Origin of the sequence: Acidovorax sp. JHL-3, assembly GCF_000526295.1 — a bacterium.
Classification (GTDB): Bacteria; Pseudomonadota; Gammaproteobacteria; order Burkholderiales; family Burkholderiaceae_C; genus Acidovorax; species Acidovorax defluvii.
Genome location: NZ_JAFU01000001.1, coordinates 1557290 through 1582205, shown reverse-complemented (window position 1 = coordinate 1582205; position 24916 = coordinate 1557290). Strand labels below are relative to the sequence as shown.

Annotated in this window: 23 protein-coding genes; 12 read left to right on the top strand and 11 right to left on the bottom strand. The window is 62.9% G+C overall.

Annotated features, from left to right (window positions below):
- Positions 1 to 142 precede the first annotated feature (142 nt).
- The 4 genes from K226_RS0107460 to serA form a co-directional block, all read right to left on the bottom strand.
- Entirely contained in the window at positions 143 to 565 is a 423-nt protein-coding gene (locus tag K226_RS0107460) for a gamma-butyrobetaine hydroxylase-like domain-containing protein (RefSeq protein WP_024814209.1), read from the bottom strand.
- 100 nt (positions 566 to 665) lie between these two features.
- Positions 666 to 1097, bottom strand: a complete 432-nt coding sequence (locus tag K226_RS0107455; RefSeq protein WP_024814208.1) for an HIT family protein — start codon at positions 1095 to 1097, stop codon at positions 666 to 668.
- Positions 1094 to 5011 (bottom strand): FAD/FMN-binding oxidoreductase, encoded by a 3918-nt coding sequence (locus K226_RS0107450; protein WP_024814207.1) that lies wholly within the window; start codon positions 5009 to 5011, stop codon positions 1094 to 1096. The genes K226_RS0107455 and K226_RS0107450 overlap by 4 nt, the downstream gene beginning before the upstream one ends.
- A 190-nt stretch (positions 5012 to 5201) precedes the next feature.
- On the bottom strand, positions 5202 to 6431 hold the full coding sequence (gene serA, locus K226_RS0107445) for a phosphoglycerate dehydrogenase (RefSeq protein ID WP_024814206.1): 1230 nt from the start codon (positions 6429 to 6431) through the stop codon (positions 5202 to 5204).
- Positions 6432 to 6747: 316 nt separating this feature from the next.
- Here serA and ugpB point away from each other — a divergent pair, with 316 nt between their 5' ends.
- The 5 genes from ugpB (at position 6748) to ugpQ (ending at position 11908) form a co-directional block, all read left to right on the top strand.
- A complete protein-coding gene (gene ugpB / locus K226_RS0107440; RefSeq protein ID WP_024814205.1) occupies positions 6748 to 8061 on the top strand; it encodes a sn-glycerol-3-phosphate ABC transporter substrate-binding protein UgpB in 1314 nt (437 codons plus the stop codon).
- Between the two features lie 243 nt (positions 8062 to 8304).
- Complete coding sequence (gene ugpA / locus K226_RS0107435; protein WP_024814204.1) at positions 8305 to 9186, top strand: sn-glycerol-3-phosphate ABC transporter permease UgpA; 882 nt, start codon at positions 8305 to 8307, stop codon at positions 9184 to 9186.
- A 54-nt stretch (positions 9187 to 9240) separates the two neighbouring features.
- Positions 9241 to 10092 (top strand): sn-glycerol-3-phosphate ABC transporter permease UgpE, encoded by an 852-nt coding sequence (gene ugpE / locus K226_RS0107430; RefSeq protein ID WP_024814203.1) that lies wholly within the window; start codon positions 9241 to 9243, stop codon positions 10090 to 10092.
- A gap of 45 nt (positions 10093 to 10137) precedes the next feature.
- The gene (gene ugpC, locus K226_RS0107425) at positions 10138 to 11142 is read left to right on the top strand and encodes a sn-glycerol-3-phosphate ABC transporter ATP-binding protein UgpC (protein ID WP_024814202.1); all 1005 of its coding nucleotides are present in this window, start codon (positions 10138 to 10140) and stop codon (positions 11140 to 11142) included.
- Between the two features lie 22 nt (positions 11143 to 11164).
- On the top strand, positions 11165 to 11908 hold the full coding sequence (gene ugpQ, locus K226_RS0107420; protein ID WP_024814201.1) for a glycerophosphodiester phosphodiesterase: 744 nt from the start codon (positions 11165 to 11167) through the stop codon (positions 11906 to 11908).
- A gap of 50 nt (positions 11909 to 11958) precedes the next feature.
- On the opposite strand, the gene K226_RS0107415 is transcribed toward ugpQ, so the two are convergent.
- Complete coding sequence (locus tag K226_RS0107415; protein ID WP_024814200.1) at positions 11959 to 12237, bottom strand: hypothetical protein; 279 nt, start codon at positions 12235 to 12237, stop codon at positions 11959 to 11961.
- A gap of 71 nt (positions 12238 to 12308) precedes the next feature.
- Here K226_RS0107415 and hemA point away from each other — a divergent pair, with 71 nt between their 5' ends.
- The 6 genes from hemA (at position 12309) to K226_RS0107385 (ending at position 18278) form a co-directional block, all read left to right on the top strand.
- Positions 12309 to 13616, top strand: coding sequence for a glutamyl-tRNA reductase (gene hemA / locus K226_RS0107410; RefSeq protein WP_024814199.1), 1308 nt, complete (start codon positions 12309 to 12311; stop codon positions 13614 to 13616).
- Between the two features lie 105 nt (positions 13617 to 13721).
- Positions 13722 to 14042, top strand: coding sequence for a hypothetical protein (locus K226_RS0107405; RefSeq protein ID WP_024814198.1), 321 nt, complete (start codon positions 13722 to 13724; stop codon positions 14040 to 14042).
- 260 nt (positions 14043 to 14302) lie between these two features.
- Positions 14303 to 15403 (top strand): peptide chain release factor 1, encoded by a 1101-nt coding sequence (gene prfA / locus K226_RS0107400; protein WP_024814197.1) that lies wholly within the window; start codon positions 14303 to 14305, stop codon positions 15401 to 15403.
- 61 nt (positions 15404 to 15464) lie between these two features.
- Positions 15465 to 16319, top strand: a complete 855-nt coding sequence (gene prmC / locus K226_RS0107395) for a peptide chain release factor N(5)-glutamine methyltransferase (RefSeq protein ID WP_024814196.1) — start codon at positions 15465 to 15467, stop codon at positions 16317 to 16319.
- Between the two features lie 50 nt (positions 16320 to 16369).
- Positions 16370 to 16693, top strand: coding sequence for a Grx4 family monothiol glutaredoxin (gene grxD / locus K226_RS0107390; protein WP_024814195.1), 324 nt, complete (start codon positions 16370 to 16372; stop codon positions 16691 to 16693).
- 244 nt (positions 16694 to 16937) lie between these two features.
- Complete coding sequence (locus tag K226_RS0107385) at positions 16938 to 18278, top strand: hemolysin family protein (RefSeq protein WP_024814194.1); 1341 nt, start codon at positions 16938 to 16940, stop codon at positions 18276 to 18278.
- Positions 18279 to 18318: 40 nt separating this feature from the next.
- On the opposite strand, the gene K226_RS0107380 is transcribed toward K226_RS0107385, so the two are convergent.
- Both K226_RS0107380 and K226_RS0107375 read right to left on the bottom strand, forming a co-directional pair.
- Entirely contained in the window at positions 18319 to 19005 is a 687-nt protein-coding gene (locus tag K226_RS0107380; protein WP_024814193.1) for a lytic transglycosylase domain-containing protein, read from the bottom strand.
- Positions 19002 to 20744 (bottom strand): proline--tRNA ligase, encoded by a 1743-nt coding sequence (locus tag K226_RS0107375; RefSeq protein ID WP_024814192.1) that lies wholly within the window; start codon positions 20742 to 20744, stop codon positions 19002 to 19004. The genes K226_RS0107380 and K226_RS0107375 overlap by 4 nt, the downstream gene beginning before the upstream one ends.
- 92 nt (positions 20745 to 20836) lie before the next feature.
- On the opposite strand from K226_RS0107375, the gene K226_RS0107370 reads away from it, so the two are divergent.
- On the top strand, positions 20837 to 21517 hold the full coding sequence (locus K226_RS0107370; protein ID WP_024814191.1) for an RNA pyrophosphohydrolase: 681 nt from the start codon (positions 20837 to 20839) through the stop codon (positions 21515 to 21517).
- A gap of 113 nt (positions 21518 to 21630) precedes the next feature.
- Here the strand turns inward: K226_RS0107370 and proB are convergent, their stop codons facing one another.
- The 4 genes from proB to rplU form a co-directional block, all read right to left on the bottom strand.
- On the bottom strand, positions 21631 to 22770 hold the full coding sequence (proB, locus tag K226_RS0107365; protein ID WP_024814190.1) for a glutamate 5-kinase: 1140 nt from the start codon (positions 22768 to 22770) through the stop codon (positions 21631 to 21633).
- A 93-nt stretch (positions 22771 to 22863) separates the two neighbouring features.
- Complete coding sequence (cgtA, locus tag K226_RS0107360; protein WP_024814189.1) at positions 22864 to 23934, bottom strand: Obg family GTPase CgtA; 1071 nt, start codon at positions 23932 to 23934, stop codon at positions 22864 to 22866.
- 167 nt (positions 23935 to 24101) lie between these two features.
- Positions 24102 to 24359 carry a 50S ribosomal protein L27 gene (rpmA, locus tag K226_RS0107355; protein WP_024814188.1) on the bottom strand — a complete coding sequence of 86 codons (258 nt, stop codon included), beginning with the start codon at positions 24357 to 24359 and terminating at the stop codon, positions 24102 to 24104.
- 15 nt (positions 24360 to 24374) lie between these two features.
- Positions 24375 to 24686 (bottom strand): 50S ribosomal protein L21, encoded by a 312-nt coding sequence (rplU, locus tag K226_RS0107350; RefSeq protein ID WP_024814187.1) that lies wholly within the window; start codon positions 24684 to 24686, stop codon positions 24375 to 24377.
- Positions 24687 to 24916 lie beyond the last annotated feature (230 nt).

Here is a 24916-nt window from a genome sequence, read left to right as displayed (position 1 = left end):
GATTAAAACAACGCCAGTAAAACAAATTGGCCATCAGCGCCCGTAGTTATTGCGCAGACAGCTATTATCTTAATAGCACAATGAATCACAGGGGTATCAAACGGATGGCGCGCACCGCCTGAGACATTCCCCGCCTGCAGCCTCAGTGGCTGCCGCAGCCATTGCCGCCTGCGGCGCCCTTGGGCGCCATGGGCGTATCGCGGTCAGTGCCGGCAGCGGCCAGGCGCGCGGTGTACTGCGCCCACAGCGCATCCTGCTGCTGGCCCAGTTCGTAAAGGTAATCCCAGGTGAAGATGCCACTTTCGTGGCCGTCCGAGAACAGCGGCTTGACGGCGTAGTTGCCCACGGGCTCCAGGCCGACCAGCACCACATCGCGCTTGCCCGTCTGCAACACCTCCTGGCCCGGGCCATGGCCCTGTACTTCGGCTGACGGCGAATACACACGCATCAACTCAAACGGAATTCGGAACGTGGCGCCGTCAGAGAACCCCACTTCAAGCACCCGCGATGCCTCATGCACCGTCAGTGCCTGCGGCGTGGGCGCGCCCGCTTTCAAACCTGCCATGGATTCACCTGTGAGAAAACTGTTGGTTAAGACCTCGGCCATTGTCCCACCCGCAGGCGGGCACTTGCTGATCAGGGATACCGGATGGATTAGCGGACCCTCAGGCCAGCTGGCCCAGCTTGGACTGCAGCGCTGCCTCCAGCACGGGCAACCGGGCCGACACGCCCGCTTGCTGCGCTGCAGGGCTGTGTCGCAGGGCAGACGCCCACACGGGCGCCGGGAAATGGCTGTCCCAGTCAAAGCGCGCAATCACATGCCAGTGCAGGTGCGGCACCATGTTGCCCAGCGCTGCAATGTTGACCTTGGTGGGCTGCAGATACTGGCGCAGGGCCTGTTCAACCTGTGCCACCACATCCATGCAATGCGCTCGCTCCGGGGCGTTCAGGTCGGAAAACTCGGCCACATGGGCGTTCCAGACCACGCGGTAAAAGGCGGGAAAACCCGCCTCGTCGGCACGGATGACGCGCAACCGCGCACCGCGCCAGATGAGCGCCCCGCCATCTTCACGGCACAGCGGGCAATCGTGTGTCATACGAGCACACGCTCGATGCCACCATTGTTGGCACGCTGCACATACTCGGGCAGCCAGTTCTCGCCCAGGATCTGCTTGGCCATCTCGATCACGATGTAGTCGGCTTCGAGCAGGCCGGTCTGCAGGTCGTCGCCGTAGCGGGTGATGCCCTGCAGGCAGCTCGGGCAGCTCGTGAGGATCTTGATGTTGTCCTGCGCGCCTACGGCACCGCTGGCGCGCAGCTGGGCCTCGCCCTTGCGAATTTCCTCTTCCTTGCGAAAGCGCACCTGGGTGGAGATGTCGGGCCGGGTGACGCCCAGCGTGCCCGATTCGCCGCAGCAGCGCTCGCTCTTGAGCACCTTGTCGCCCACCAGGGCGCGCACGGTCTTCATCGAGTCGCCCTGCTTCATGGGGTTGTGGCAGGGCTCGTGGTACAGGTAGCCGCCCTGGCCTGCGGGCAGCGTGATGCCTTTTTCGAGCAGGTATTCGTGAATATCGATGATGCGGCTGCCCGGGAAGATCTTGTCAAACTCGTAGCCCTGCAGCTGGTCGTAGCAGGTGCCGCAGCTCACCACCACGGTCTTGATGTCGAGGTAGTTGAGCGTGTTGGCAACACGGTGAAAGAGCACCCGGTTGTCGGTGATCATCTTCTCGGCCTTGTCGAACTGGCCGCTGCCGCGCTGCGGGTAGCCACAGCACAGGTAGCCCGGCGGCAGCACGGTTTGCACGCCCGCATGCCACAGCATGGCCTGCGTGGCCAGGCCCACCTGGCTGAACAGCCGCTCCGAGCCGCAGCCCGGGAAGTAGAACACCGCCTCGGTATCAAACGTGGTGGCCTGGGGGTTGCGGATGATCGGGACGTAATCCTTGTCCTCGATGTCCAGCAGCGCGCGCGCCGTGCGTTTGGGCAGGCCACCGGGCAGCTTCTTGTTGATGAAGTGGATCACCTGCTCCTTGATGGGCGCGGTGCCCACCGTGGCGGGTGGCCGGGTGGTCTGCTTGCGGCTGACCTTGCGCAAGATCTGAACCGCCATGCGCTGGGCCTTGAAGCCCACGCCCACCATGGCCGAACGCAGCAGCTTGATGGTGTCGGGGTTGGTGGCGTTGAGCATGGCCATGGCCAGTGCGTTGCCGGGGCGGAAGCTCTTCTTGCCCATCTTGCGCAGCAGGTTGCGCATGTTCATGGTGACGTCGCCAAAGTCGATCTTCACCGGGCAGGGGCTCTCGCAGCGGTGGCACACGGTGCAGTGGTCGGCCACGTCTTCAAACTCTTGCCAATGCTTGATGCTCACGCCCCGGCGCGTCTGCTCCTCGTAGAGGAAAGCCTCGACCAGCAGCGAGGTCGCCAGGATCTTGTTGCGCGGGCTGTACAGCAAATTGGCGCGCGGCACATGCGTGGAGCACACGGGTTTGCACTTGCCGCAGCGCAGGCAGTCCTTCACCGAATCGGCAATGGCACCGATATCGCTCTGCTGCATGATGAGCGACTCGTGTCCCATCAGGCCAAAGCTGGGGGTGTAGGCGTTGGTCAGATCGGCGTACAACGGCATTTTTGAAGCCAAATTGGCCTCTAGCCCTTTCCCATCAAGCGCAACAAGCTCCTGATTTCGTAGCAATTTACCCTTGTTGAAGCGGCCTTCCGGGTCTACCTTCTGCTTGTATTGCGCAAACGGGCGCAGTTCTTCGTCGGTCAGAAACTCCAGCTTGGTGATGCCGATCCCATGCTCGCCCGAGATCACGCCATCGAGGCTGCGCGCCAGCACCATGATGCGTTCAACCGCCTGGTGCGCGGTCTGCAGCATTTCGTAGTCGTCGCTATTGACCGGCAGGTTGGTGTGCACGTTGCCGTCGCCCGCGTGCATGTGCAGCGCCACCCACACGCGGCCTTTGAGCACGCGCTGGTGGATGGCCGTGGCCTCGTCCAGGATGGGCTTGAACGCAGCGCCCGCAAAAATGCCTTGCAATGGGGCCCGCAGCTGGGTCTTCCAGCTGGCGCGCAGGGTGTGGTCCTGCAGTTGCGGGAACAGGGTGGCCACGTCCTGCAGCCAGCCCGACCACAACGCACGCACCTCGGCCACCAGCGCACCAGCCTGGGCCACGCGGTCTTCCAGCAGTTCGGCCGATGGAATCTCGTTGGCGTCGTCGTGCTTGCCCAGGGGCAGGTTGCCACGCTCAAGAAAATCGGTGAGCGCGTCGCACAGCTTGATCTTGTTGCGCAGACTCAATTCGATGTTGATGCGCTCGATGCCGTCGGTGTACTCGGCCATGCGCGGCAGCGGAATCACCACGTCTTCGTTGATCTTGAAGGCGTTGGTGTGGCGGCTGATGGCCGCCGTGCGCTTGCGATCCAGCCAGAACTTCTTGCGCGCCTCGGGGCTGATGGCGATAAAGCCTTCGCCGCTGCGCGAGTTGGCAATGCGCACCACCTCGCTGGTCACGCGCGCCACGTCGTCGGCGTTGTCGCCCGCGATGTCACCAAACAGCACCATCTTCGGCAAACCACCACCGTGCTTTTTGCTCTTGGTGGCGTAACCGACGGCCTTGAGATAGCGGTCATCCAGATGTTCCAGACCGGCCAGCAGAACGCCGCTGCGCTTTTGCTCGGCGAACATGAAGTCCTTGATTTCCACGATGGAAGGCACCGCATTCTTGGCATTGCCAAAGAACTCCAGGCACACGGTGCGCGTGTGCTCGGGCATGCGGTGCACCACCCAGCGCGCGCTGGTGATGAGGCCATCGCAGCCCTCTTTCTGGATACCCGGCAGGCCCGACAGGAACTTGTCCGTCACGTCCTTGCCCAGGCCCTCCTTGCGGAAGGTCTTGCCCGGAATGCTCAGGCGCTCGGTGCGCACGGGCGTCTTGCCATCGGCCTCAAAGTACTGCAGCTCGAAGGTGGCCACGTCCACGTCATGGATCTTGCCCATGTTGTGGTCCAGGCGCGTCACTTCCAGCCACTGCGCCTCGGGCGTCACCATGCGCCAGCTGGCCAGGTTGTCCAGCGCCGTGCCCCACAGCACGGCTTTCTTGCCGCCCGCGTTCATGGCGATGTTGCCGCCAATGCACGAGGCCTCGGCACTGGTCGGGTCCACGGCAAACACATAGCCTGCGCGTTCGGCGGCATCCGCCACGCGCTGGGTGACCACACCGGCTTCGGTCCACACGGTGCCGACTTCGCTGTCCATGCCCGGCAGGCGGCGCATCTCCACCTCGGTCATGGCTTCGAGCTTTTCGGTGTTGATGACCACGCTCTTCCAGGTCAGCGGAATGGCGCCGCCGGTGTAACCCGTGCCGCCCCCACGCGGGATGATGGTCAGGCCCAGCTCGATGCAGCCCTTGACCAGGCCAGCCATCTCGGACTCGGTGTCGGGCGTGAGCACCACAAACGGGTATTCGACGCGCCAGTCGGTCGCATCGGTCACATGGCTCACGCGCGAAAGGCCGTCAAACTTGATGTTGTCCTTGGCCGTAAGGCGCCCCAGCGTGCGCTGGATCTGGCGGCGCAGCGTGGCGGCTTGCTCGAACGTGGCATCGAATTCGGCCACGGCGCGGCGCGCGGCCTGTGCCAGTTCGCCCACCAGGCGGTCGCGCTCGGCATCGTCGGCCGGGGTGCGGCGCTTGTCGATTTCGCCCAGGCGGTGCTGCAGGGCATCGACCAGCAACTTGCGACGCGCCGGGTTGTCCAGCAGGTCGTCTTGCAGGTAGGGGTTGCGCTGCACCACCCAGATGTCACCCAGCACCTCGTACAGCATGCGGGCAGAGCGGCCGGTGCGGCGCTCATTGCGCAGCTGGTCGAGCACCTCCCAGGCGGACGCGCCCAGCAGGCGAATCACGATCTCCCGGTCGGAGAACGAGGTGTAGTTATAGGGAATTTCGCGCAGACGAACAGGCTCGGCAGCCTGCGTCTGCAGGGCGGCCAACGCAATCGGAACATTCATGGGATCAACCTGGGTGGACGCGGCGCGCCCTTGTGCCTTGGGGTCGGAATTTTATGCCACCGCCTCCGGCTGCGCCGCCCGGCCCTGAGCGCCGGGGCGGCCCCCAAGGCGATGAATGTGGGTTCTAAAACAAAATCAGCCCGCAGCGCTTTACCAGCAAGCGCCACCAGCTATATTTACAGGAGCAAGCTCAGAACAGCACGCGGCTGCGCAGCGTTGCGGGCACATGGGCCAGTTTGTCGAGCGCCAGGTCCGACGACGCGGCGTCGATGTCGATCACCACATAGCCAATCTTCTCGTTGGTCTGCAGATACTGGGCCGAGATGTTGATCTGGTTGTCCGACAAGATGCGGTTGATCTCGGACAGCACACCCGGCACATTGCGGTGAATGTGCAGCAGGCGATGCTTGCCGGGGTGCGCGGGCAACGCCACCTCGGGGAAGTTGACCGACGACGTGCTGGTGCCGTTGTCGCTGTACTTCACCAGCTTTTCCGCCACTTCCAGCCCGATATTGGCCTGCGCCTCCATGGTGGAGCCGCCAATGTGCGGGGTCAGAATCACGTTGTCCAGTCCCCGCAGGGGCGACTGAAACTCGTCCTTGTTGGTGCGAGGCTCCACCGGAAACACGTCGACGGCGGCGCCCAGCAGCTTCTTGGCCTTGAGGGCGTCGGCCAGCGACTCAATCTCCACCACGGTGCCCCGCGCTGCATTGATCAGAATGCCGCCGGGCTTCATGGCCGCAATTTCAGCCGCACCGATCATCCCCGCGGTGGATGGCAACTCGGGCACATGCAGGCTCACGATATCGCTCTGCCCCAGCAACGTGTGCAGATCGGGCACCTGCCGGGCATTGCCCAGGGGCAGTTTGCTGACCACGTCATAAAACGCCACATGCATGCCCAGCGCCTCGGCCAGCACCGACAGCTGCGTGCCGATGGAGCCGTAGCCCACGATGCCCAGGGTCTTGCCCCGGATCTCGTAGGCGTTGTCGGCCGACTTGAGCCAGCCACCGCGGTGCGCCACGGCGTTCTTCTCGGGGATGCCGCGCAGCAGCAAGATGGCCTCGGCCAGCACCAGCTCGGCTACCGACCGGGTGTTGGAGTACGGCGCGTTGAACACGGCAATGCCGCGCTCGCGTGCCGCATTCAGGTCCACCTGGTTGGTACCGATGCAAAAGCAACCCACCGCCACCAGCTTGTGGGCGTGGGCAAACACCTCTTCGGTCAGCTGCGTGCGCGAGCGGATGCCCACGAAATGGGCGTCTGCAATCTTGCGCTTGAGCTCGTCATCGGGCAGCGCCCCTGCAACGGTCTCGATCTGCGAATACCCGGCTGCGCGGATGACATCCAGCGCTGAGGGGTGAATACCCTCCAGCAACAGGAACTTGATCTTGCTTTTATCCAGAGAGGTGGTGGCCATGGCAAACGAAAGGTTGGAAAAAGACCGGGCTTGCAAATGCACACGGCATGGCGAGCCCTCAAGGGGGCAAGCATGATGCATTGCAACAAAAATCGCCACCCGCCCCGCAATGGCCTTGACGCTGTCCATGAATTGACACCATTTGTTTCATGAATGTCACAATTCGGCCGCCGTCGCAATGGCCTTTGCAACAACCATCGCAAAGCGGGTTTCCCCGATTGCTGGCGTATCAGCCCTGTGGGACAACGTCACATCATCGACACAAACGCCACCTAGCATCGCGCCTTTGTGTCTTCGTCATTCTGGAGGAGTATTCATGCAATTCAAGCAGCTGGCCCTGACCGCCGCCCTGGCCACCACCGTGTGCGTATCTGCACAAGCCCAAACCGAAATCCAGTGGTGGCATTCGATGACGGCCGTGAACAACGAGTGGGTCAATGACTTGGCCAAACAGTTCAACGAGAGCCAGAAGGAATACAAGGTGGTGCCCACCTACAAGGGCTCGTATGACGAAAACATGACAGCCGCCATTGCGGCCTTCCGCTCGGGCAATGCGCCGCACATCTTGCAGGTGTTTGAAGTGGGCACCGCCACCATGATGGCCAGCAAGGGTGCTACCGTGCCCGTTGGCAAGGTGATGGGCGATGCCGGTCTGGCCTTCGACCCCAAGGCCTACATCCCCGCCGTGGCCGGCTACTACACGGCCCCCAACGGACAGATGCTGAGCTTCCCGTTCAACAGCTCGACCACTATCTTCTATTACAACAAGGACGCCTTCAAGAAGGCGGGCCTGAACGCCGACAAGGCTCCCGCCACCTGGCCTGAAGTGTTTGCCGCCGCCAAGAAGCTGAAAGCAAGCGGCCACAGCTGCCCCATGACGCTGGCCTGGATGGGCTGGACGCAGCTCGAAAGCTTCTCCACCTGGCACAACGTCGAGTTCGCCACCAAGCAAAACGGCCTGGCTGGAATGGATGCGCGCCTGAAGATGAATTCACCGCTGCATGTGCGCCACATCGACAACCTCGCCAAGGCCGCGGCTGCGGGCGAGTTTGTCTACAAGGGCCGCGGCTCCACCGCCCAGGCCTCTTTCACCGCCGGTGAGTGCGCCATGATCCAGACGTCCTCGGGTTTCTATGGCGACGTGGCCAAGAACGCCAAGTTCGCCTACGGTCTGGCCCCCCTGCCCTACTACGCCGACGTGAAGGGCGCGCCACAAAACACCGTGATCGGTGGCGCCTCGCTGTGGGTCATGGCGGGCAAGAAGTCCGCCGAATACAAGGGCGTGGCCACGTTCTTCGACTTCCTGTCGCAGACCAAGGTGCAAGCAGCCAGCCACCAGCGCACGGGCTACCTACCCATCACCCTGGCGGCCTATGACCTGACCGACAAGTCGGGCTTCTACCAGAAGAACCCCGGCACCGATGTGGCCGTGCAGCAGATGGTGCGCAAGGTGACCAACAACTCGCGCGGCATCCGCCTGGGCAACTATGTGCAGATCCGCACCATCGAGGACGAAGAACTCGAACAGGTGTGGTCGGGCAAGCAATCGGCCCAGACCGCACTGGACTCGATCGTGAAGCGCGGCGACGAATTGCTGGCCCGCTTTGAGCGCGCCAACAAAGGCAAGTAAGCCACTGGCAGCCCCGCATGGCGCGGGGCGCGGTGGCGGCCTGGTCCCGCAGCCTGGTCCCGCAGCCTGGTCCCGCAGCCTGGTCCCGCAGTGCCGGGGACGCAAGGTACAGGGCAAAATAGCGCCACCCGATGCGGCCCCGGCCCCATTTTTATTTGTTTCTGAGGCCGCGCTTGTGCGCAAGCCCAGCCCCATCCGCCGCGCCCCGCAAGGGCCCCGGCGGATGTTTTATTGTGAAATCCCATGGAAAAACGCGTACTTTTCCGCTCCCGATGGCTCCCCTGGGTGCTGCTCATGCCCCAACTCGTCATCATTGGCGTCTTTTTCTTCTGGCCCGCCAGCCAGGCGGTGCTGCAGTCGCTGCAGGTGCAGGACGCCTTTGGCATGTCAACCGAATGGGTGGGGCTGGAAAACTTCCGCAACCTGCTGGACGACCCGACCTACCTGAACTCGTTCCAGCGCACCGCCTTCTTTTCCGTGCTGGTGGCTGCAGTGGGCATTGTGGTGTCGCTGGTTCTGGCAATTTTTGCCGACCGCATCGTGCGCGGCGCCATGGTTTACAAAACCCTGCTGATCGTTCCCTACGCGGTTGCGCCGGTGATCGCCGGGGTGTTGTGGATCTTCATGTTTTCGCCGTCGATCGGCGTGGTGTCGTATTTTCTGGGCAAGCTGGGCTACAGCTGGAACCACCTGATGAGCGAAAACCAGGCCATGGGCCTGATCGTTGCGGCCTCGGTGTGGAAGCAGATTTCCTACAACTTTCTGTTCTTTCTGGCGGGCCTGCAATCCATCCCCAAATCGCTGATTGAAGCCGCATCCATTGACGGCGCCGGCCCCTGGCGCAGGTTCTGGAATATCCAGCTGCCTTTGCTGTCGCCCACCACGTTCTTCCTGCTGGTGATCAACATTGTTTATGCGTTCTTCGACACCTTCGGGATCATCGATGCGATGACCAGCGGCGGCCCCGGCCAGTCCACCACCATCCTGGTCTACAAGGTGTTCCTGGACGGCTTCAAGGCGCTCGATCTGGGCGGATCGGCGGCGCAGTCCGTTGTTCTGATGATCATCGTGGTGGCCTTGACCGTGGTGCAGTTCCGCTATGTCGAAAAGAAGGTGCAGTACTGATGCCTGCCGCTCTGATCACTTCACCCTGCCCTTTTGACGCTCTGGAGGCCTTCCATGGTTGACCGCAGTCCCTGGCTTACCGTGCTGTCGCACGCCGTGATGATTCTCGGTGTGATGGTGGTGGCCTTCCCCCTTTACCTGGCCCTGGTGGCCTCTACGCACACGGCCGCAGATATCGTGCAGGCCCCCATGCCACTGCTGCCCGGCGGTGAAATGTGGGCCAACTACAAAGCCGCGCTGTTTGGCTCGGGCAAGCTTGGCTCCAACACCAATGTGGTCCACATGATGTGGGTGAGCTTCGTGACCGCCATCATCATCACTGTGGGCAAGATCGCTATCTCGCTGCTGTCGGCCTTTGCCATCGTGTATTTCCGCTTTCCGTTCAAGATGCTGTGCTTCTGGGCCATCTTCCTGACGTTGATGCTACCCGTGGAAGTGCGCATCCTGCCCACCTACAAGGTCGTGGCCGACTTGGGCCTGCTCAACACCTACGGCGGGCTGACCCTGCCGCTCATCGCATCGGCCACCGCCACGTTCCTGTTTCGGCAGTTCTTTCTGACGGTGCCGGACGAGTTGGTGGAAGCCGCCCGCATGGACGGTGCCGGCCCCATGCGCTTTTTCAAGGATGTGCTGGTGCCACTGTCCAAGACCTCGATCGCCGCGTTGTTCGTGATCCAGTTCATCTATGGCTGGAACCAGTATTTGTGGCCTCTGCTGATGACCACCACCGAAGACATGTACCCCGTGGTGATCGGCATCAAGCGCATGGTCGGCGGTGGCGGCGAAGCCTCCATCGACTGGAACATCGCCATGGCCACGGCCATCCTGGCCATGCTGCCACCAGCTGCCGTGGTGATCCTGATGCAAAAGTGGTTCGTGAAGGGCCTGGTGGACACCGAAAAGTAAGCCCCGCCCCACACCGCTTTTTGAAATACTGAACCCCATCCGTTTATGGCATCCATCTCTCTCAAAAACGTCGTCAAACGTTATGGCCACGGCAAAACTGCCGTGCCCGTGCTCCATGGCATCAATGCAGAAATCAGCGACCGCGAATTCATCGTGATCGTGGGCCCTTCGGGCTGCGGCAAGTCCACGCTGCTGCGCATGGTGGCCGGCCTGGAAGAAATCTCGGGCGGTGACATTGCCATTGGCGGGCGCGTGGTCAACAACCTGGAACCCGCCGAGCGCGACATCGCCATGGTGTTCCAGAACTACGCGCTGTACCCGCACATGACCGTGTTCGACAACATGGCCTACGGTCTCAAGATCAAGAAGGTGCCTATCGCCGAGATCAAGGTGCGCGTGGACAAGGCCGCCAAGATCCTGGAACTGGGCCACCTGCTCGAGCGCAAGCCGCGCGAGCTCTCGGGCGGCCAGCGCCAGCGCGTGGCCATGGGCCGCGCCATCGTGCGCCAGCCGCAGGTGTTTTTGTTCGACGAGCCGCTGTCCAACCTCGACGCCAAGCTGCGTGCGCAAACCCGCATCGAAATCCAGAAACTGCACCGAGAGCTGGGCATCACCAGCCTGTTCGTCACGCACGACCAGGTCGAAGCCATGACGCTGGCGCAGCGCATGATCGTCATGAACGCTGGCGTGATGGAGCAGTTCGGCACGCCCGAAGAGGTCTATCACACGCCGGCATCGATTTTTGTCGCCAGCTTCATAGGCTCGCCGCCCATGAACCTGCTGCGCCATGCGCCCAACAGCAAGCCCGGCACCATTTTGGGCATTCGCCCCGAACACCTGGACATCACCTCGGCAGGCTGGGAGGTGCGCGTGGACACGGTCGAGCTGCTGGGCGCCGAGCGCCTGGTGTACGCCACCATGGGGGGTGACAGCCTGATCGTGCGCATTGAAGAAGGCAGCGCCGCGCCCAAGGCGGGCGACACCATCCATGTCACGCCCCGTGAAAACCGCCTGCACTGGTTTCATGCCGAGACCGGCAAACGCCTCTGACCCGGCCCGTCGGATTCACCGCATGACTTCCTCCTGGCCTTATCCCCGCTGGATCGCCCACCGCGGTGCCGGCAAGCTGGCACCCGAGAACACCATGTCGGCCTTCCGGCTGGGGGCCCAGCACGGTTACCGCATGTTCGAATGCGACGCCAAGCTCAGCGCCGATGGCGTGCTGTTTCTGCTGCACGACGCCACGCTGCAGCGCACCACCAATGGCCAGGGCACGGGCGGCGAGCGGCCTTGGTCTGCGCTGTCTCAACTCGATGCCGGAAGCTGGCATTCCCGCGCCTTCGCTGGCGAGAGCCTGCCCACACTGGAGGCGCTGGCGCGCTGGTGCCTGGCCAACCATTACTGCCTGAATGTGGAAATCAAACCCACCCCTGGCGCCGAAGCCGCCACAGGCCGCGCCGTGGGCGAGTTGCTGGCACGCATCTGGCCCGCCACGGCTGTGCCGCCCTTGCTGACCTCGTTCAAGCCAGACGCACTGGCAGCGGCCCAGGCCGCTGCTCCGCAGCTGCCACGCGGCCTGCTGGTCGATACCCTGCAAGACGGCTGCCTGGCCCTGGCGCAGCAATTAGGCTGCCAGGCGCTGGTGTGCAACCACGCGCTGTGGAATGTCGCCCTGGTGCAACAGGTCCACGCATTGGGTATGCGCGCCCTGAGCTACACGGTCAACGACGAATGGGCCGCCCAACGCCTGATCGACCTGGGAACCGACGGCATCATCACCGACCGCGTCGATCTGTTCAGCCCGGCCGATCAGTGAGCCGTCAGGTGCCGCGCCAAAGCGGCCCGGCACCCGCACCGAATCGGCGCTCAGCCCCGCCAGCCACGCACCAGCACCCACTGGCAGGTGGCGCAGCCCAACACCAGCGCCGCATAGGTCAGCATCTTGCCGTCGCGGCCCAGCACGACCAACCCAGCCACCAGCACGGCGCAGCCAACCACAAAATTGATAGCTACTTGCGCACGCCAGGAAAGCGCCAACGCCCCTTTTGATCGAATCAAGCGCCCACCCAGCGCCAGCAAAACGGCCAGCGCCGCAGCGGGCGCCATGAAATTCACGGCGTGATAAAGAGCGTCCAGCGGACCCATAAACGTGACCCAGATCAAGGCTTAGGCAAACACGGTGCCTGATGCCGAGAACAATTTTATAATCGGCGTCTATGGCAGTCTGGGCCCTCGGCATCAACCACACCACCGCGCCGCTCGATCTGCGCGGTAAATTCGCGTTTGCGCTTGACCAGATCACGCCCACGCTGCAAGGGTTGCGCCAGTCGCTGGGCCAAAGCAGCCGCCACAACGGCGTCGAAACCGCCATCATTTCCACCTGCAATCGCACCGAAATCTATTGCGCCGGCGAGCAGGCGGCCATGGACCACACGCTCGGGTGGCTGGCGCAAAGCGGCGGCGTAAGCCCCGCGCTGCTGCGCTCGCACTCCTACACCCTGGAAGACAGCCTGGTGGCACGCCACGCTTTTCGCGTGGCCAGCGGGCTTGACTCGATGGTGCTGGGCGAGGCCCAGATTCTTGGGCAGATGAAAAACGCCGTGCGTGCCGCCGAAACGGCGGGCGCCCTGGGCACCACGCTCAACCAGCTGTTCCAGCGCAGCTTTGCTGTGGCCAAAGAGGTGCGCACCAGCACCGAAATCGGCGCGCACAGCATCAGCATGGCCGCCGCCGCTGTGCGCCTGGCGGGCCAGTTGTTTGAAGACCTCTCCGAGATCCGCGTGCTGTTTGTCGGCGCGGGCGAAATGATCGAACTGGCGGCCACGCATTTCGCCGCCAGGAACCCCCAGTCCATTGCCATCGCCAACCGCACGCTGGAGCGCGGCGAGAAGCTGGCCACCCGTTTTGGTGGCGAGGTGATGCGCCTGTCGGACCTGCCCGAGCGCCTGCACGAGTTCGACGCCATCATCAGCTGCACCGCCAGCACCCTGCCCATCATCGGCCTGGGTGCCGTGGAGCGTGCCCTCAAAAAACGCCGCCACCGCCCCATGTTCATGGTGGACCTGGCCGTTCCGCGCGACATCGAGCCCGAGGTCAAGGCCCTGGGCGACGTGTACCTGTACACCGTGGACGACCTGGCCAGCGTGGTGCAGACCGCCCAGGCCAACCGCCAGGCGGCCGTGGCGCAGGCCGAAGCCATCATCGATGCCGGGGTGCAGAGCTTCATGCACTGGATGGAGCTGCGCAGCCCCGCAGGTGCCGCAGGCGGCGTGGTGCCCCTGATCCAGCAGATCAACGCCCAGGCCGACGAGTGGCGCGCCCTGGAGATCGCGCGCGCCAAAAAGCTGCTGGCCAAAGGCGAAGATGTCGATGCCGTGCTGGAGGCCCTTTCGCGTGGTCTTGCCCAGAAGATGCTGCACGGCACCATGGCCGAGTTGCGGGCAGGCGACGCCGACCTGCGCGCCCAGACTGCGCAGACCGTCTCGCGCCTGTTCCTGCGCTCGCAAAGCAAGACCGGCCTGTAGCGCCGCTCATACTGCCTTGGCCTGCCCGTCCATGGGGGGTTCGGGGCAACACTGGCTCGGCAGCGCCTGCTGCCCGTTGTTTCCCTTTGCTTGAAAGTCCGGCCCATGGCCCACGCACACAAAATCGTCCTTCCCTTCCTCCTGGGTTTCGCCCTGGCGGCCTGCCCACTGGCACAGGCCGGCTCCACATTGGCGGTGGAGATGGGCTGCTACAGCTGCCACAGCAACGCCTACCACCCCAACGCGCCCAGCTTTGCGCAGCTGGCCAGCCACACCGCCAAGCACCGCGGCGAAGCCGGCGCCGAATACCACCTGATCACCGAGTTGCGCAAGCCGCGCCTGGTGGGCCGCATTGGCGCCCACGAACACCTGAGCGAAGAAAGCGCCCGGGGCCTGGCGCGCTGGATCCTGGACGGAGCCCACTGAGCCTTCGCCCCCGGCTGTCACGGCCCGTTGCCTGATTGGCAACCTGTCTTCGATGGGCAGCCGTTCGCACGGGGTCTGGCCGGCCTTGGGCATGCCGAAGGACTGAAGGGCTGTACCCGCTGAGCGCCCAGGCTTCGACGATCCAGAACAGATGGTGCGAAGTATCTGTGACCCTTGAATATTTAGGAAAAATCGATCATTTGCCCATACCAGATAAACGCGAGCAGCTACGTTTTTAGTAGCAACAATAACGATTAAAAATGAAACCCTTTCTCCGAAGCCAGCTGGAACGCTATGCGCAGCGTCTGGGCGAACTGGATTTTTTGCTCTCGCGCGAAGACATCATGGCCGACATGGCGCAATACCGCGTGCTGTCGCGCGAACATGCGGAGGTCACCCAGGTCGCCGGCCGCTATGCCCGTTTTGTGCAGTGCGAAGCCGACCTGGCCGGAGCGCGCGAGATGCTTGCCGACCCTGAGATGGCGGAAATGGCGCAGGAAGAAATCACCGCTGCCTCCGCCGAGCTGCGGCAGCTCGAAGACGAATTGCAGCGCCTGCTGCTGCCCAAAGACCCCGACGACGCACGCAACGCGTTTGTCGAAATCCGGGCGGGCACGGGTGGTGATGAATCGGCGCTGTTTGCGGGCGACCTCACGCGCATGTACATGCGCTACGCCGACCGCGTGGGCTGGAAGGTCGAGGTCATCAGCGAAAACGCGGCCGAGCTGGGGGGTTACAAGGAAATCGTGCTGCGCATCGAAGGTGACCACGTTTACGGCGCACTGAAGTTCGAATCGGGCGGCCACCGCGTGCAGCGCGTGCCCGCCACCGAAACCCAGGGCCGCATCCACACCAGCGCCTGCACCGTGGCCGTGATGCCCGAACCCGACGAGACCGAGGCCATCAAGCTCAACCCGGCCGATCTGCGCATCGACACCTTTCGCGCCAGCGGCGCGGGCGGCCAGCACATCAACAAGACCGACTCGGCCGTGCGCGTGGTGCACTTGCCCACCGGCATCGTGGCCGAGTGCCAGGACGGCCGCAGCCAGCACAGCAACAAGGCCAAGGCCCTGCAGGTGCTGCAGGCGCGCATCCAGGAGAAAGAGCGCAGCGAGCGCGCCGCCAAAGAGGCCGCGCTGCGCAAGGGCCTGATCGGCAGCGGCGACCGCAGCGACCGCATCCGCACCTACAACTTCCCGCAGGGGCGGCTGACCGACCACCGCATCAACCTCACGCTCTACAAGCTGCAATATGTGATGGATGGCGACCTGACCGAGGTGCTGCAAGCACTGGCGCATGCACGCGAAGCCGAGCAGCTCGAAGAGCTGGAGATGGGCGCCTCCATCCAAGGCGGACAATGATTTTTAATGAAATCGGGCTGTAGCCCTTTTTGCATAAGCGCAAGCAGCTATCAAAAATAGAGTGAACACATCAACCCCCACCCTGGCGCAGGTTCTGACGCAGGCCCGCACCCTGGGCCTGGAACGCATCGATGCACAGATGCTGCTACTGCACGCCATGGGCCGCCCCGACGCAGGCCGCGCCTGGCTGCTGGCGCATGACACCGATGCGCTGGAGCCCGCAGTGCAAGAAGCATTCATGGCCCTGTGCCAACGCCGCGCAGCCGGAGAGCCCGTGGCCTACCTGACCGGGCGCAAAGAGTTTTATGGCCTGCCGCTGGTCATTGACGCCCGCGTGCTCGACCCGCGCCCCGACACCGAGACGCTGGTGGACTGGGCCCTGGAAGTGATCGCACCCCTGACCGACCCGCTGCACCCGCCACGCATCGTGGACCTGGGCACCGGCAGCGGCGCCATTGCGCTGGCCTTGCAGCACCAGCGCCCCAAAGCCCAGGTGCTGGCCGTGGATGCCAGCTCCGATGCCCTGGCCGTGGCGCAAGCCAATGCACAGCGCCTGGCGTTGCCCGTGCAGTTTGCACGGGGCCACTGGCTGGACGGTGTCGAAGGCCGATTTGACGCCATCGTCTCCAACCCGCCCTACATTCCGACGGCCGACCCGCACCTGGCCGCGCTGACCCACGAACCCCTGCAGGCCCTGGCCAGCGGTGCCGACGGACTCGACGACATCCGCACCATCGTGACCCAAGCCCCCGCGCATCTGGTGCCGGGCGGCTGGTTGCTGCTGGAACACGGGTGGGACCAGGCCGCCGCCGTCAGCACGCTGCTGCGAGAACAGGGCTTTGCGCAGGTGCAAAGCCGCAAAGACCTCGCCGGCATCGCGCGTTGCACCGGCGGGCAGTGGCCGACAGTGAAATAATCCACCCATTGCGGGCCTTTTGCCCGTCAGCCCCCTACAAGGAGAACCCCATGAGCGACACCCAACAACGCATCGACGCCCTCGTGAAATCCAGCGACATCCTGCTGTTCATGAAAGGCAATGCCAGCTTTCCGATGTGCGGCTTTTCGGGCCGTGCCATCCAGATCCTCAAGGCCTGCGGCGTGGACACCAAGGCCCTGACCACAGTCAACGTGCTGGAAGACGAGGAAATCCGCCAGGGCATCAAGGAATACAGCAACTGGCCCACCATTCCGCAGCTGTATGTGAAAGGTGAGTTCATTGGCGGTTCGGACATCATGATGGAGATGTACGAATCGGGCGAGCTCAAGCAGCTGCTCGGCAGCGAGGGCTGAGCCACGCCGCAGGGCACACGTCCGCACCTCTAGTGCTGCAAGGCCGCCTGCGGGCGGCTTTGCCCGTTTTGACGTCGATTTGTCAGCGCTCGGGATCATCCTTTCCGTGCATTGGCGCTCACCCTGGCGGGCGCAATTGCGCAGCTCTGGGTGCTGCAAGCCGTACTGCAGTGCACGCGTGCGCCGCTACACTCACAAGGCCCGGCGAGTCTGCCGCCAGGCCCCGCCCGGCTTCTCCATCACCATGACCCTGACCCAAAGCCTGCTCATCATTGGCCTGCTCATCGCAGCCAGTGCATTCTTTTCGGTGGCCGAAATTTCGCTGGCTGCCGCACGCCGCCTGCGCCTGCGCCAGATGGCGGACGAGGGTGATGCACGCGCCGACCGGGTGCTGCGCCTGCAGGAGCAGCCAGGGGACTACTTCACCGTGGTGCAGGTCGGACAAAACGCAGTGGCCATTTTGGGGGGCATCGTTGGCGAAGGCGCGCTGAGCCCGCATTTCACGGCGCTGTCAGGGCTGTGGCTACCGGACGCCAGCGCCCAGACCGTCGGCTTTCTGGCGTCTTTCGTAGTCATCACGTCGCTGTTCATCCTGTTTTCCGACCTGTTCCCCAAGCGCCTGGGCATGGCCGAGCCAGAGAACATGGTGGTGCGGCTGGCCCAGCCCATGGTGTTCCTGATGACCGTGATGCGTCCGCTTGTGTGGTTTTACAGCAAGGGGGCGGACGCCCTGTTCCGCCTGCTGGGCATGTCGTCCCTGCGGGACGACCGCATCACCTCTGACGACATCCTGGCCATGATGGAAGCCGGTGCGCGGGCGGGCGTGCTGGCCGCGCGCGAGCAGCAGGTCATCACCAATGTGTTTGAGCTCGATACGCGCATGGTGTCTAGTGCCATGTCACCACGCGATCGCATTGCCTTTTTTCTGCGCGACGAGCCGGACGCCGTGATTCGCCTGCGCATCGCGGCCGAGCCCTTCTCGACCTACCCTGTGTGTGAAGGCGATATCGACCATGTGGTGGGCTATGTGGACGCCAAAGACCTGTTTCAGCGTGTGCTGAACAACCAGCCCATTTCGCTGGCCGACGACAGCCTGGTGCGCAAGGTGCTGATCGTGCCCGACCGCCTCACCTTGTCCGAGGTGCTGGAACAGTTCCGCCAGGTGCACGAGGATTTCGCCGTCATCGTGAACGAATACAGCCTGGTGGTGGGCGTGGTCACGCTGAACGACGTGATGAGCACCGTCATGGGCGATCTGGTGGGATCGGCCGACGAAGAGCAGATCGTGCGGCGCGACGAGAACTCGTGGCTCATCGATGGCGTCACCCCGGTGGAAGACGTGTTGCATGCGCTGGGCCTGGACGAACTGCCGCACAGCGACGACTACGAAACCCTGGCCGGCTTCCTGATGGTGATGCTGCGCCGCGTTCCCCGACGCACCGACAGTGTGAGCTGGGGCGGCTACAAGTTCGAGGTGGTGGACGTGGACAGCTTTCGCGTTGATCAGGTGATGGTGTCGCGCCTGAAACCAGTACCCCTGGAAAACAGCGGCCCTGTAGACCCTGCCGCAACGGCCGCACCCTGATCCACCTTGTGCCCGCGCCCGCACCCGTCACCCTGATGAATCAGGCCGCTGCGGGTTTCTCGTTGAAATGCCAGTTGCGCTGGGCACCAAACACGGCATCGGGATAGGGCGAGCGGCCCCGGCTGCCGTTGTAGCGGCCCAGCGCCAGGAAAAGGTCGCCGCGCTCGCGGTCGATGTAGTGGCGCAGGATCACACAGCCAAAACGCAGGTTGGTCTGCATGTGAAACAGTTTGCCCGGGTCGCCATCACCAATCACGCGCGTCCAGAAGGGCATGACCTGCATGTAGCCACGAGCCCCCACGCTGGACACGGCGAACTTGCGAAAGGCGCTCTCGACCTGAATGAGCCCCATGACCAGCGACACATCGAGCCCCGCGCGCTTGGACTCGTACCACACCGTCTGCAGGAAGTCGCGGCGCACTTCCCATTCAGGCTTGCGACGGCGCAAACGGTCGCTCATGGTGCCCAGCCAGCGCAAATAGTGCAGACGCGCTTCGGTGCTGAAGAACTGCGGCTCGGGCGGGCCAAAGTTGCCCACCGCCGATGTCAGCGCCGTGCGCACCGAATCCATCAACGGCTCTTCCAGCTGACTGCCTGCGTGGGCCTGCGCAGGCGCCCCCAGCCATGCGGCAGGTGCCGCAAGCGACACCAGGCACGCACGCCGGGAAACACCGGTCAGCCCGGTAGGGGCCGAGGCGCCTGCAGACAGATCGCGCTCCCTTGTCATACGACCATGCGCCCCTTCACATGGGTCAGGATATCGGCCACGGCCACTTTGGAGGCTGTGGCGTCGCGGCGGTGCTGGTACTCGACCACGCCTTCCTTGAGGCTCTTGTCGCCAACGGTGACGCGGTGTGGCACGCCAATCAGCTCCCAGTCGGCAAACATCGCGCCGGGTCGCTCGCCGCGGTCGTCCAGGATCACGTCGACGCCAGCGGCCAGCAAATCGGCATACAGCGACTCGGCCGTGGTTTTGACCGCTTCGCTGCGGTCCATGCCCACGGGGCAGATGACCACGGTGAAGGGTGCAATCGCATCGGGCCAGATAATGCCGCGCTCGTCATGGTTCTGCTCGATCGCTGCAGCAGGCAGGCGGGTAATGCCGATGCCGTAGCAACCCATCTCCAGCGGCTGGGGTTTGCCGTTTTCGTCCAGAAAGGTGGCGTTCATGGCGCGGCTGTACTTGGTGCCGAGATAGAAGACATGGCCCACTTCGATGCCGCGCTCAATGGCAAGTTCCCCCTGGCCATCCGGCGAGGGGTCGCCCGCCACCACATTGCGCAGATCGGCCACGGCGTCTGGCTCGGGCAGGTCACGGCCCCAGTTCACGCCGGTGGTGTGGAAATCCGCTTCATTGGCGCCGCAGATCCAGTCGGCCATCAGCGTGACTTCACGATCTGCCACGATTTTGAGCGGCTTCTTCAAGCCGATGGGCCCCAGATAACCGGGCTTGCAGCCAAAGTGCTCGTCAATCTCGCCCAGGGTTGCAAAGCGGAAGCCCTCCAGCCCCGGCACCTTGGCCACCTTGATCTCGTTCATGTCGTGGTCACCACGCAGCAGCAGCAACCAGACCTGGGTTTTGACAATCTCGCCCGCCGCGTTGGTCTCGTCGGTGGCCAGCACCAGCGATTTGACGGTGGTCTCGAGCGGCACGCCCAGCAACTCCGCCACGTCGGCGCAGGTGCTCTTGCCGGGCGTTGCGACCTTGGCCATCCCCTGTGTCGCCGCGCCACGCGCTCCCGAAGGGGCCAGCGCCTCGGCCTTTTCCATGTTGGCGGCATAGTCGCTCTGGGGGCAGTAAACGATGGCGTCTTCACCCGTGGCGGCAATCACCTGGAATTCCTCGCTCAGGTCTCCACCAATGGCGCCGCTGTCGGCCGCCACAGCACGGTAGGTGAGGCCGAAACGGTCAAAGATGCGCCGGTAGGCTTGGGCCATGACCTTGTAGCTGGCCTTGGCCGAGACCTGGTCGCGGTCGAAGCTATAGGCGTCCTTCATGGTGAACTCGCGCCCACGCATCAGGCCAAAGCGGGGCCGGCGCTCATCACGGAACTTGGTCTGGATCTGGTAGAAGTTCTTGGGCAACTGCTTGTAGCTGCGTAGCTCCTGGCGTGCGATGTCAGTGATCACTTCTTCGCTGGTCGGCTGCACCACGAAATCACGGCCATGGCGATCCTGGATGCGCAGCAACTCAGGGCCCATCTTCTCAAACCGCCCCGTTTCTTGCCACAGCTCTGCCGGCTGAACCACGGGCATGACCAGCTCCACCGCACCGGCACGGTTCATTTCCTCGCGCACGATGGCCTCGACCTTGCGGATCACCCGAACGCCCATGGGCATGTAGCTGTAGATGCCAGCGCCCAGCTTCTTGATCAGCCCCGCCCGCATCATGAGTTTGTGGCTGACCACTTCGGCATCGGCCGGAGCTTCCTTGAGGGTGGAGATAAAGAATTGGGAGGCTTTCATCGGAATCGATTTCAGGCAGAACAGACCAGCCCACTTGCCGCGCACTAGGCGCCGTGCATAATGGACACAGTTTAAAAATTTGGGGTTTGATTATGCTTGACCGGGACGGCTTTCGGCCGAACGTCGGCATCATCCTGCTCAACCAGAAGAACCAGGTGTTCTGGGGCAAACGCATTCGCACCCACAGCTGGCAGTTTCCGCAAGGTGGCATTGACCGGGGCGAAACCCCCGAGCAAGCCATGTTTCGTGAGCTGCATGAGGAGGTGGGACTGCATCCCAACCATGTGCGCTTGGTCGCCCGTACGCGGGACTGGTTGCGCTATGAGGTGCCTGACCGGTACATCCGCCGCGATGCGCGCGGTCATTACAAAGGCCAGAAACAAATCTGGTATCTGCTTCAACTGGTGGGCCACGATTGGGATCTGAACCTTCGGGCCACCGACCATCCCGAGTTCGATGCCTGGAGATGGCACGACTATTGGGTGCCGCTGGATGTGGTGGTCGAGTTCAAACGCGGCGTCTATGAGATGGCCTTGACGGAACTCGCCCGGTACCTTCCACGTCATGAGCAGCGCAATCGCTACCTTCGCAGTGGCATGCGGGCGCGCGACATGGATCCACAAGGCGGCCCCATGCACCGCGCGGGATCTTTGTTGTTGAACCCCGGAATGGAACTGCCGCCCGGCGCAAGTTTTGATCCGGATCCGCAAAACAGTGTGCCGGCAGAGCTGGAAGCCTTGCCCTACCCCGGCATCGCGCCACGCTCGATTTAAATCTTTTGTGCGCAGGGCAAGCCCGCCTGCGGGGCCCGTGCGACACCTGGCTTGCGAATGCGGCCTTCCCTCTGAACGGCCTATCCAGGTTACCTAGGCATTGACAAGGCGCGTCAAGCCGCTGAAAGAACCAGGTTGTCGCGGTGCACCATCTCCGACTCGGCGACATAACCGAGCAGCTTTTCAAACTCAGAAGACGGTTTGCGGCACAAAAGCCGCGCCTCCGCGCTGGCGTAGTTGGCCAGTCCGCGAGCGATTTCCCGGCCCGACGGATCGCGCACCGCAATCACTTCGCCACGCGAAAAATCGCCCTCCACTGCCGTCATTCCGATGGGCAGCAGGCTTTTGCCCTCATCGCGCAGCTTTGCGGCAGCACCGGCGTCCACCACCACAGCGCCCCGCATTTGCAGATGGTCAGCCATCCACTGCTTGCGGGCCTGTGTTTTGGCCGTCTGGGCCACCAGCAGCGTACCGAGCGCTTCGCCCTGCACCAGCCGCACCAAGACATTCTCTTCACGACCCCAGGCAATGACGGTGGAAGCCCCCGACCCCGCCGCCCGCTTGGCAGCCAGAATCTTGGTGATCATTCCACCCTTGCCAATGCTGGAGCCCGCCCCGCCGGCCATGGCTTCCAGAGCCAGATCGCCCGCCTGGGCTTCATGCACAAACTGGGCCGATGGATCTTTGCGCGGATCTGCCGTGTAGAGCCCCTTTTGGTCCGTGAGGATGACCAGCGCATCCGCCTCGACCAGGTTGGCCACCAGCGCACCGAGGGTATCGTTGTCACCGAATTTGATTTCGTCCGTGACCACGGTATCGTTTTCATTGATCACGGGAACCACGCCAAGGCGCAGCAGCGTCAGCAAGGTCGAGCGCGCATTGAGGTAGCGCTCACGATCAGCCAGATCGGCGTGGGTGAGCAGCACCTGTGCGCTGCCCATGCCCTGCTCGCGCAGCTTGGTCTCGTACATCTGCGCCAGTCCCATCTGCCCCACCGCCGCAGCAGCCTGCAGTTCGTGGATTTCCTGGGGGCGCGCAGTCCAGCCCAGGCGCTTCATGCCTTCCGCAATCGCACCGCTGGACACCATCACCACTTCGCGTGGAACACCGCCCTCGCCGCGCACGAGCGCAGCCAGCTGGCGACTCCATTCGCCGATGGCGGTTTCATCAAGGCCGCGCCCCTCGTTGGTCACTAGACTGGAGCCCACTTTCACCACAATGCGACGGGCATCGCGCAATACGCTGGAAACCATTTTTTGAGTCATTTTGACCGCTGGCGCCTATGGATAAAGCGCAAGCAGCTATTATTTATATAGCAAAATAAGCAGCCTGAACAGCCAACGGTATCAAACGGCGGCATCTCCAGCAAACCGTGGATCCACTTCCACCGGCTCGTTTTCGATCCGTTGTTCGGACTGCACATGGCGGAAGATCGCATGGATCAGCGGCTCACAACCCTCGCGCGTCAGTGCAGAGATTTCGAACACCGGCCCTTTCCATTTGAAGCGCTTGACAAAATCCTTCACGCGCGCCTCCCGCTCCTCCTTTGGCACCATGTCCAGCTTGTTCAGCACCAGCCAGCGTGGCTTGCTGTAGAGCTTCTGGTCGTATTTTTTCAGCTCGTTCACGATGGCCTTGGCCTGGGCCACCGGGTCCACCGCATCATCGAAAGGCGCCAGATCCACAATGTGCAGCAGCAGCCGGGTGCGTTGCAGGTGGCGCAAGAATTGGTGGCCAAGTCCGGCCCCCTCCGAGGCACCCTCAATCAGACCAGGAATATCGGCCACCACAAAGCTCTGCTCAGGCCCCACGCGCACCACCCCGAGATTCGGGTGCAGCGTGGTGAAGGGATAGTCGGCAATCTTGGGGCGCGCGTTCGATACCGCGGTGATGAAGGTGGATTTGCCCGCGTTGGGCATACCCAGCAGCCCGACATCGGCAAGCACCTTCAATTCCAGCTTGAGATTTTTCTTCTCACCCGGCCAGCCCGGGGTCTTTTGACGCGGAGCGCGGTTGATTGCGCTTTTGAAGCGCATGTTGCCAAAACCACCATCCCCGCCCTTGGCGATGGTGACCACCTCCCCGGGCGTCAGCAACTCATACAGCACCTCGCCCGTTTCGGCGTCGGTAATGATGGTGCCCACCGGCATCTTCAGGGTGATGTCGGTGCCAGCGGCGCCAAACATGTCGGAGCCCATGCCGTGTTCACCCCGTTTGGCTTCATGGCGACGCGAATAGCGGAAATCCACCAGAGTATTGAGATTGGGGTCGGCCACGGCAAATACATGCCCCCCACGCCCGCCGTCTCCGCCATTGGGGCCGCCGAATTCCTTGTATTTTTCGTGCCGGAACGACACGCAGCCATTGCCACCATCACCTGCGGCAATGTCAATAAAGGCTTCATCGACGAACTTCATGGGATATCCAGTTTACAAAAGAGCGCAACGCAGGCGGGCAACCCCTCCTGAAAGCACAAAGCCCCGTCCATGCGGGGCACGCGGGCCAGCACCTTAGCACCAGCGCACGCCTTAAACAACAAAGCCCCGACAGGGCGGGGCTTCGATTGCTGCCAGAGGAATCAACCTCAGGCGGGAGTCACGTTGACCGTGGACTTGGACAACGCACCCTTGGTGCCAAACGACACGTGGCCGTCCACCAAGGCGAACAAGGTGTGATCCTTGCCGATTCCGACATTGCTGCCGGGGTGGAAGCGAGTGCCGCGCTGGCGCACGATGATCGAACCAGCACTGATCAGTTCACCACCGAACGCCTTGACACCCAGCATCTTCGGCTTGGAGTCGCGCCCGTTTCGCGTAGAGCCGCCGCCTTTTTTCTGTGCCATGACATCAGCTCCTTCTTAAGCAGCGATCACGCCGATTTGCAGTTCGGTGAACTGCTGACGGTGACCTTGACGTTTCTGATAGTGCTTGCGACGGCGCATCTTGAAGATGTGCACTTTGTCGTGCTTGCCGTGCGCCACAACGGTGGCTTTCACGGTTGCGCCGGACACCAGGGGAGTACCCACCTTCAGTTCAGCGCCGTTGCCGACAGCCAGAACCTGGTCGATCACAATTTCCTGGCCTACGTCCGCAGCAATCTGTTCTACTTTAATTTTTTCGCCGGAAGCAACGCGATACTGCTTGCCGCCGGTTTTTATGACCGCGTACATGTTGACCTCTTGATATGAGTTCTGCAGACGAATTTCCACAGAGCCAAAAATTATACCACCCTTGGAAATTTCAGCCAACCCCCGGCGTGCACTTGTGCCTCCGGCACATCAGCCACCGCCGGCGTGCACGCGGGCCTTCCTATAATCCGCAGCACTTTCTGCGTGCCACTCTATCTTGACATCCCCCCTCATCTCCGCCGCCACATCGCCGCTGACGATCATCACCGACG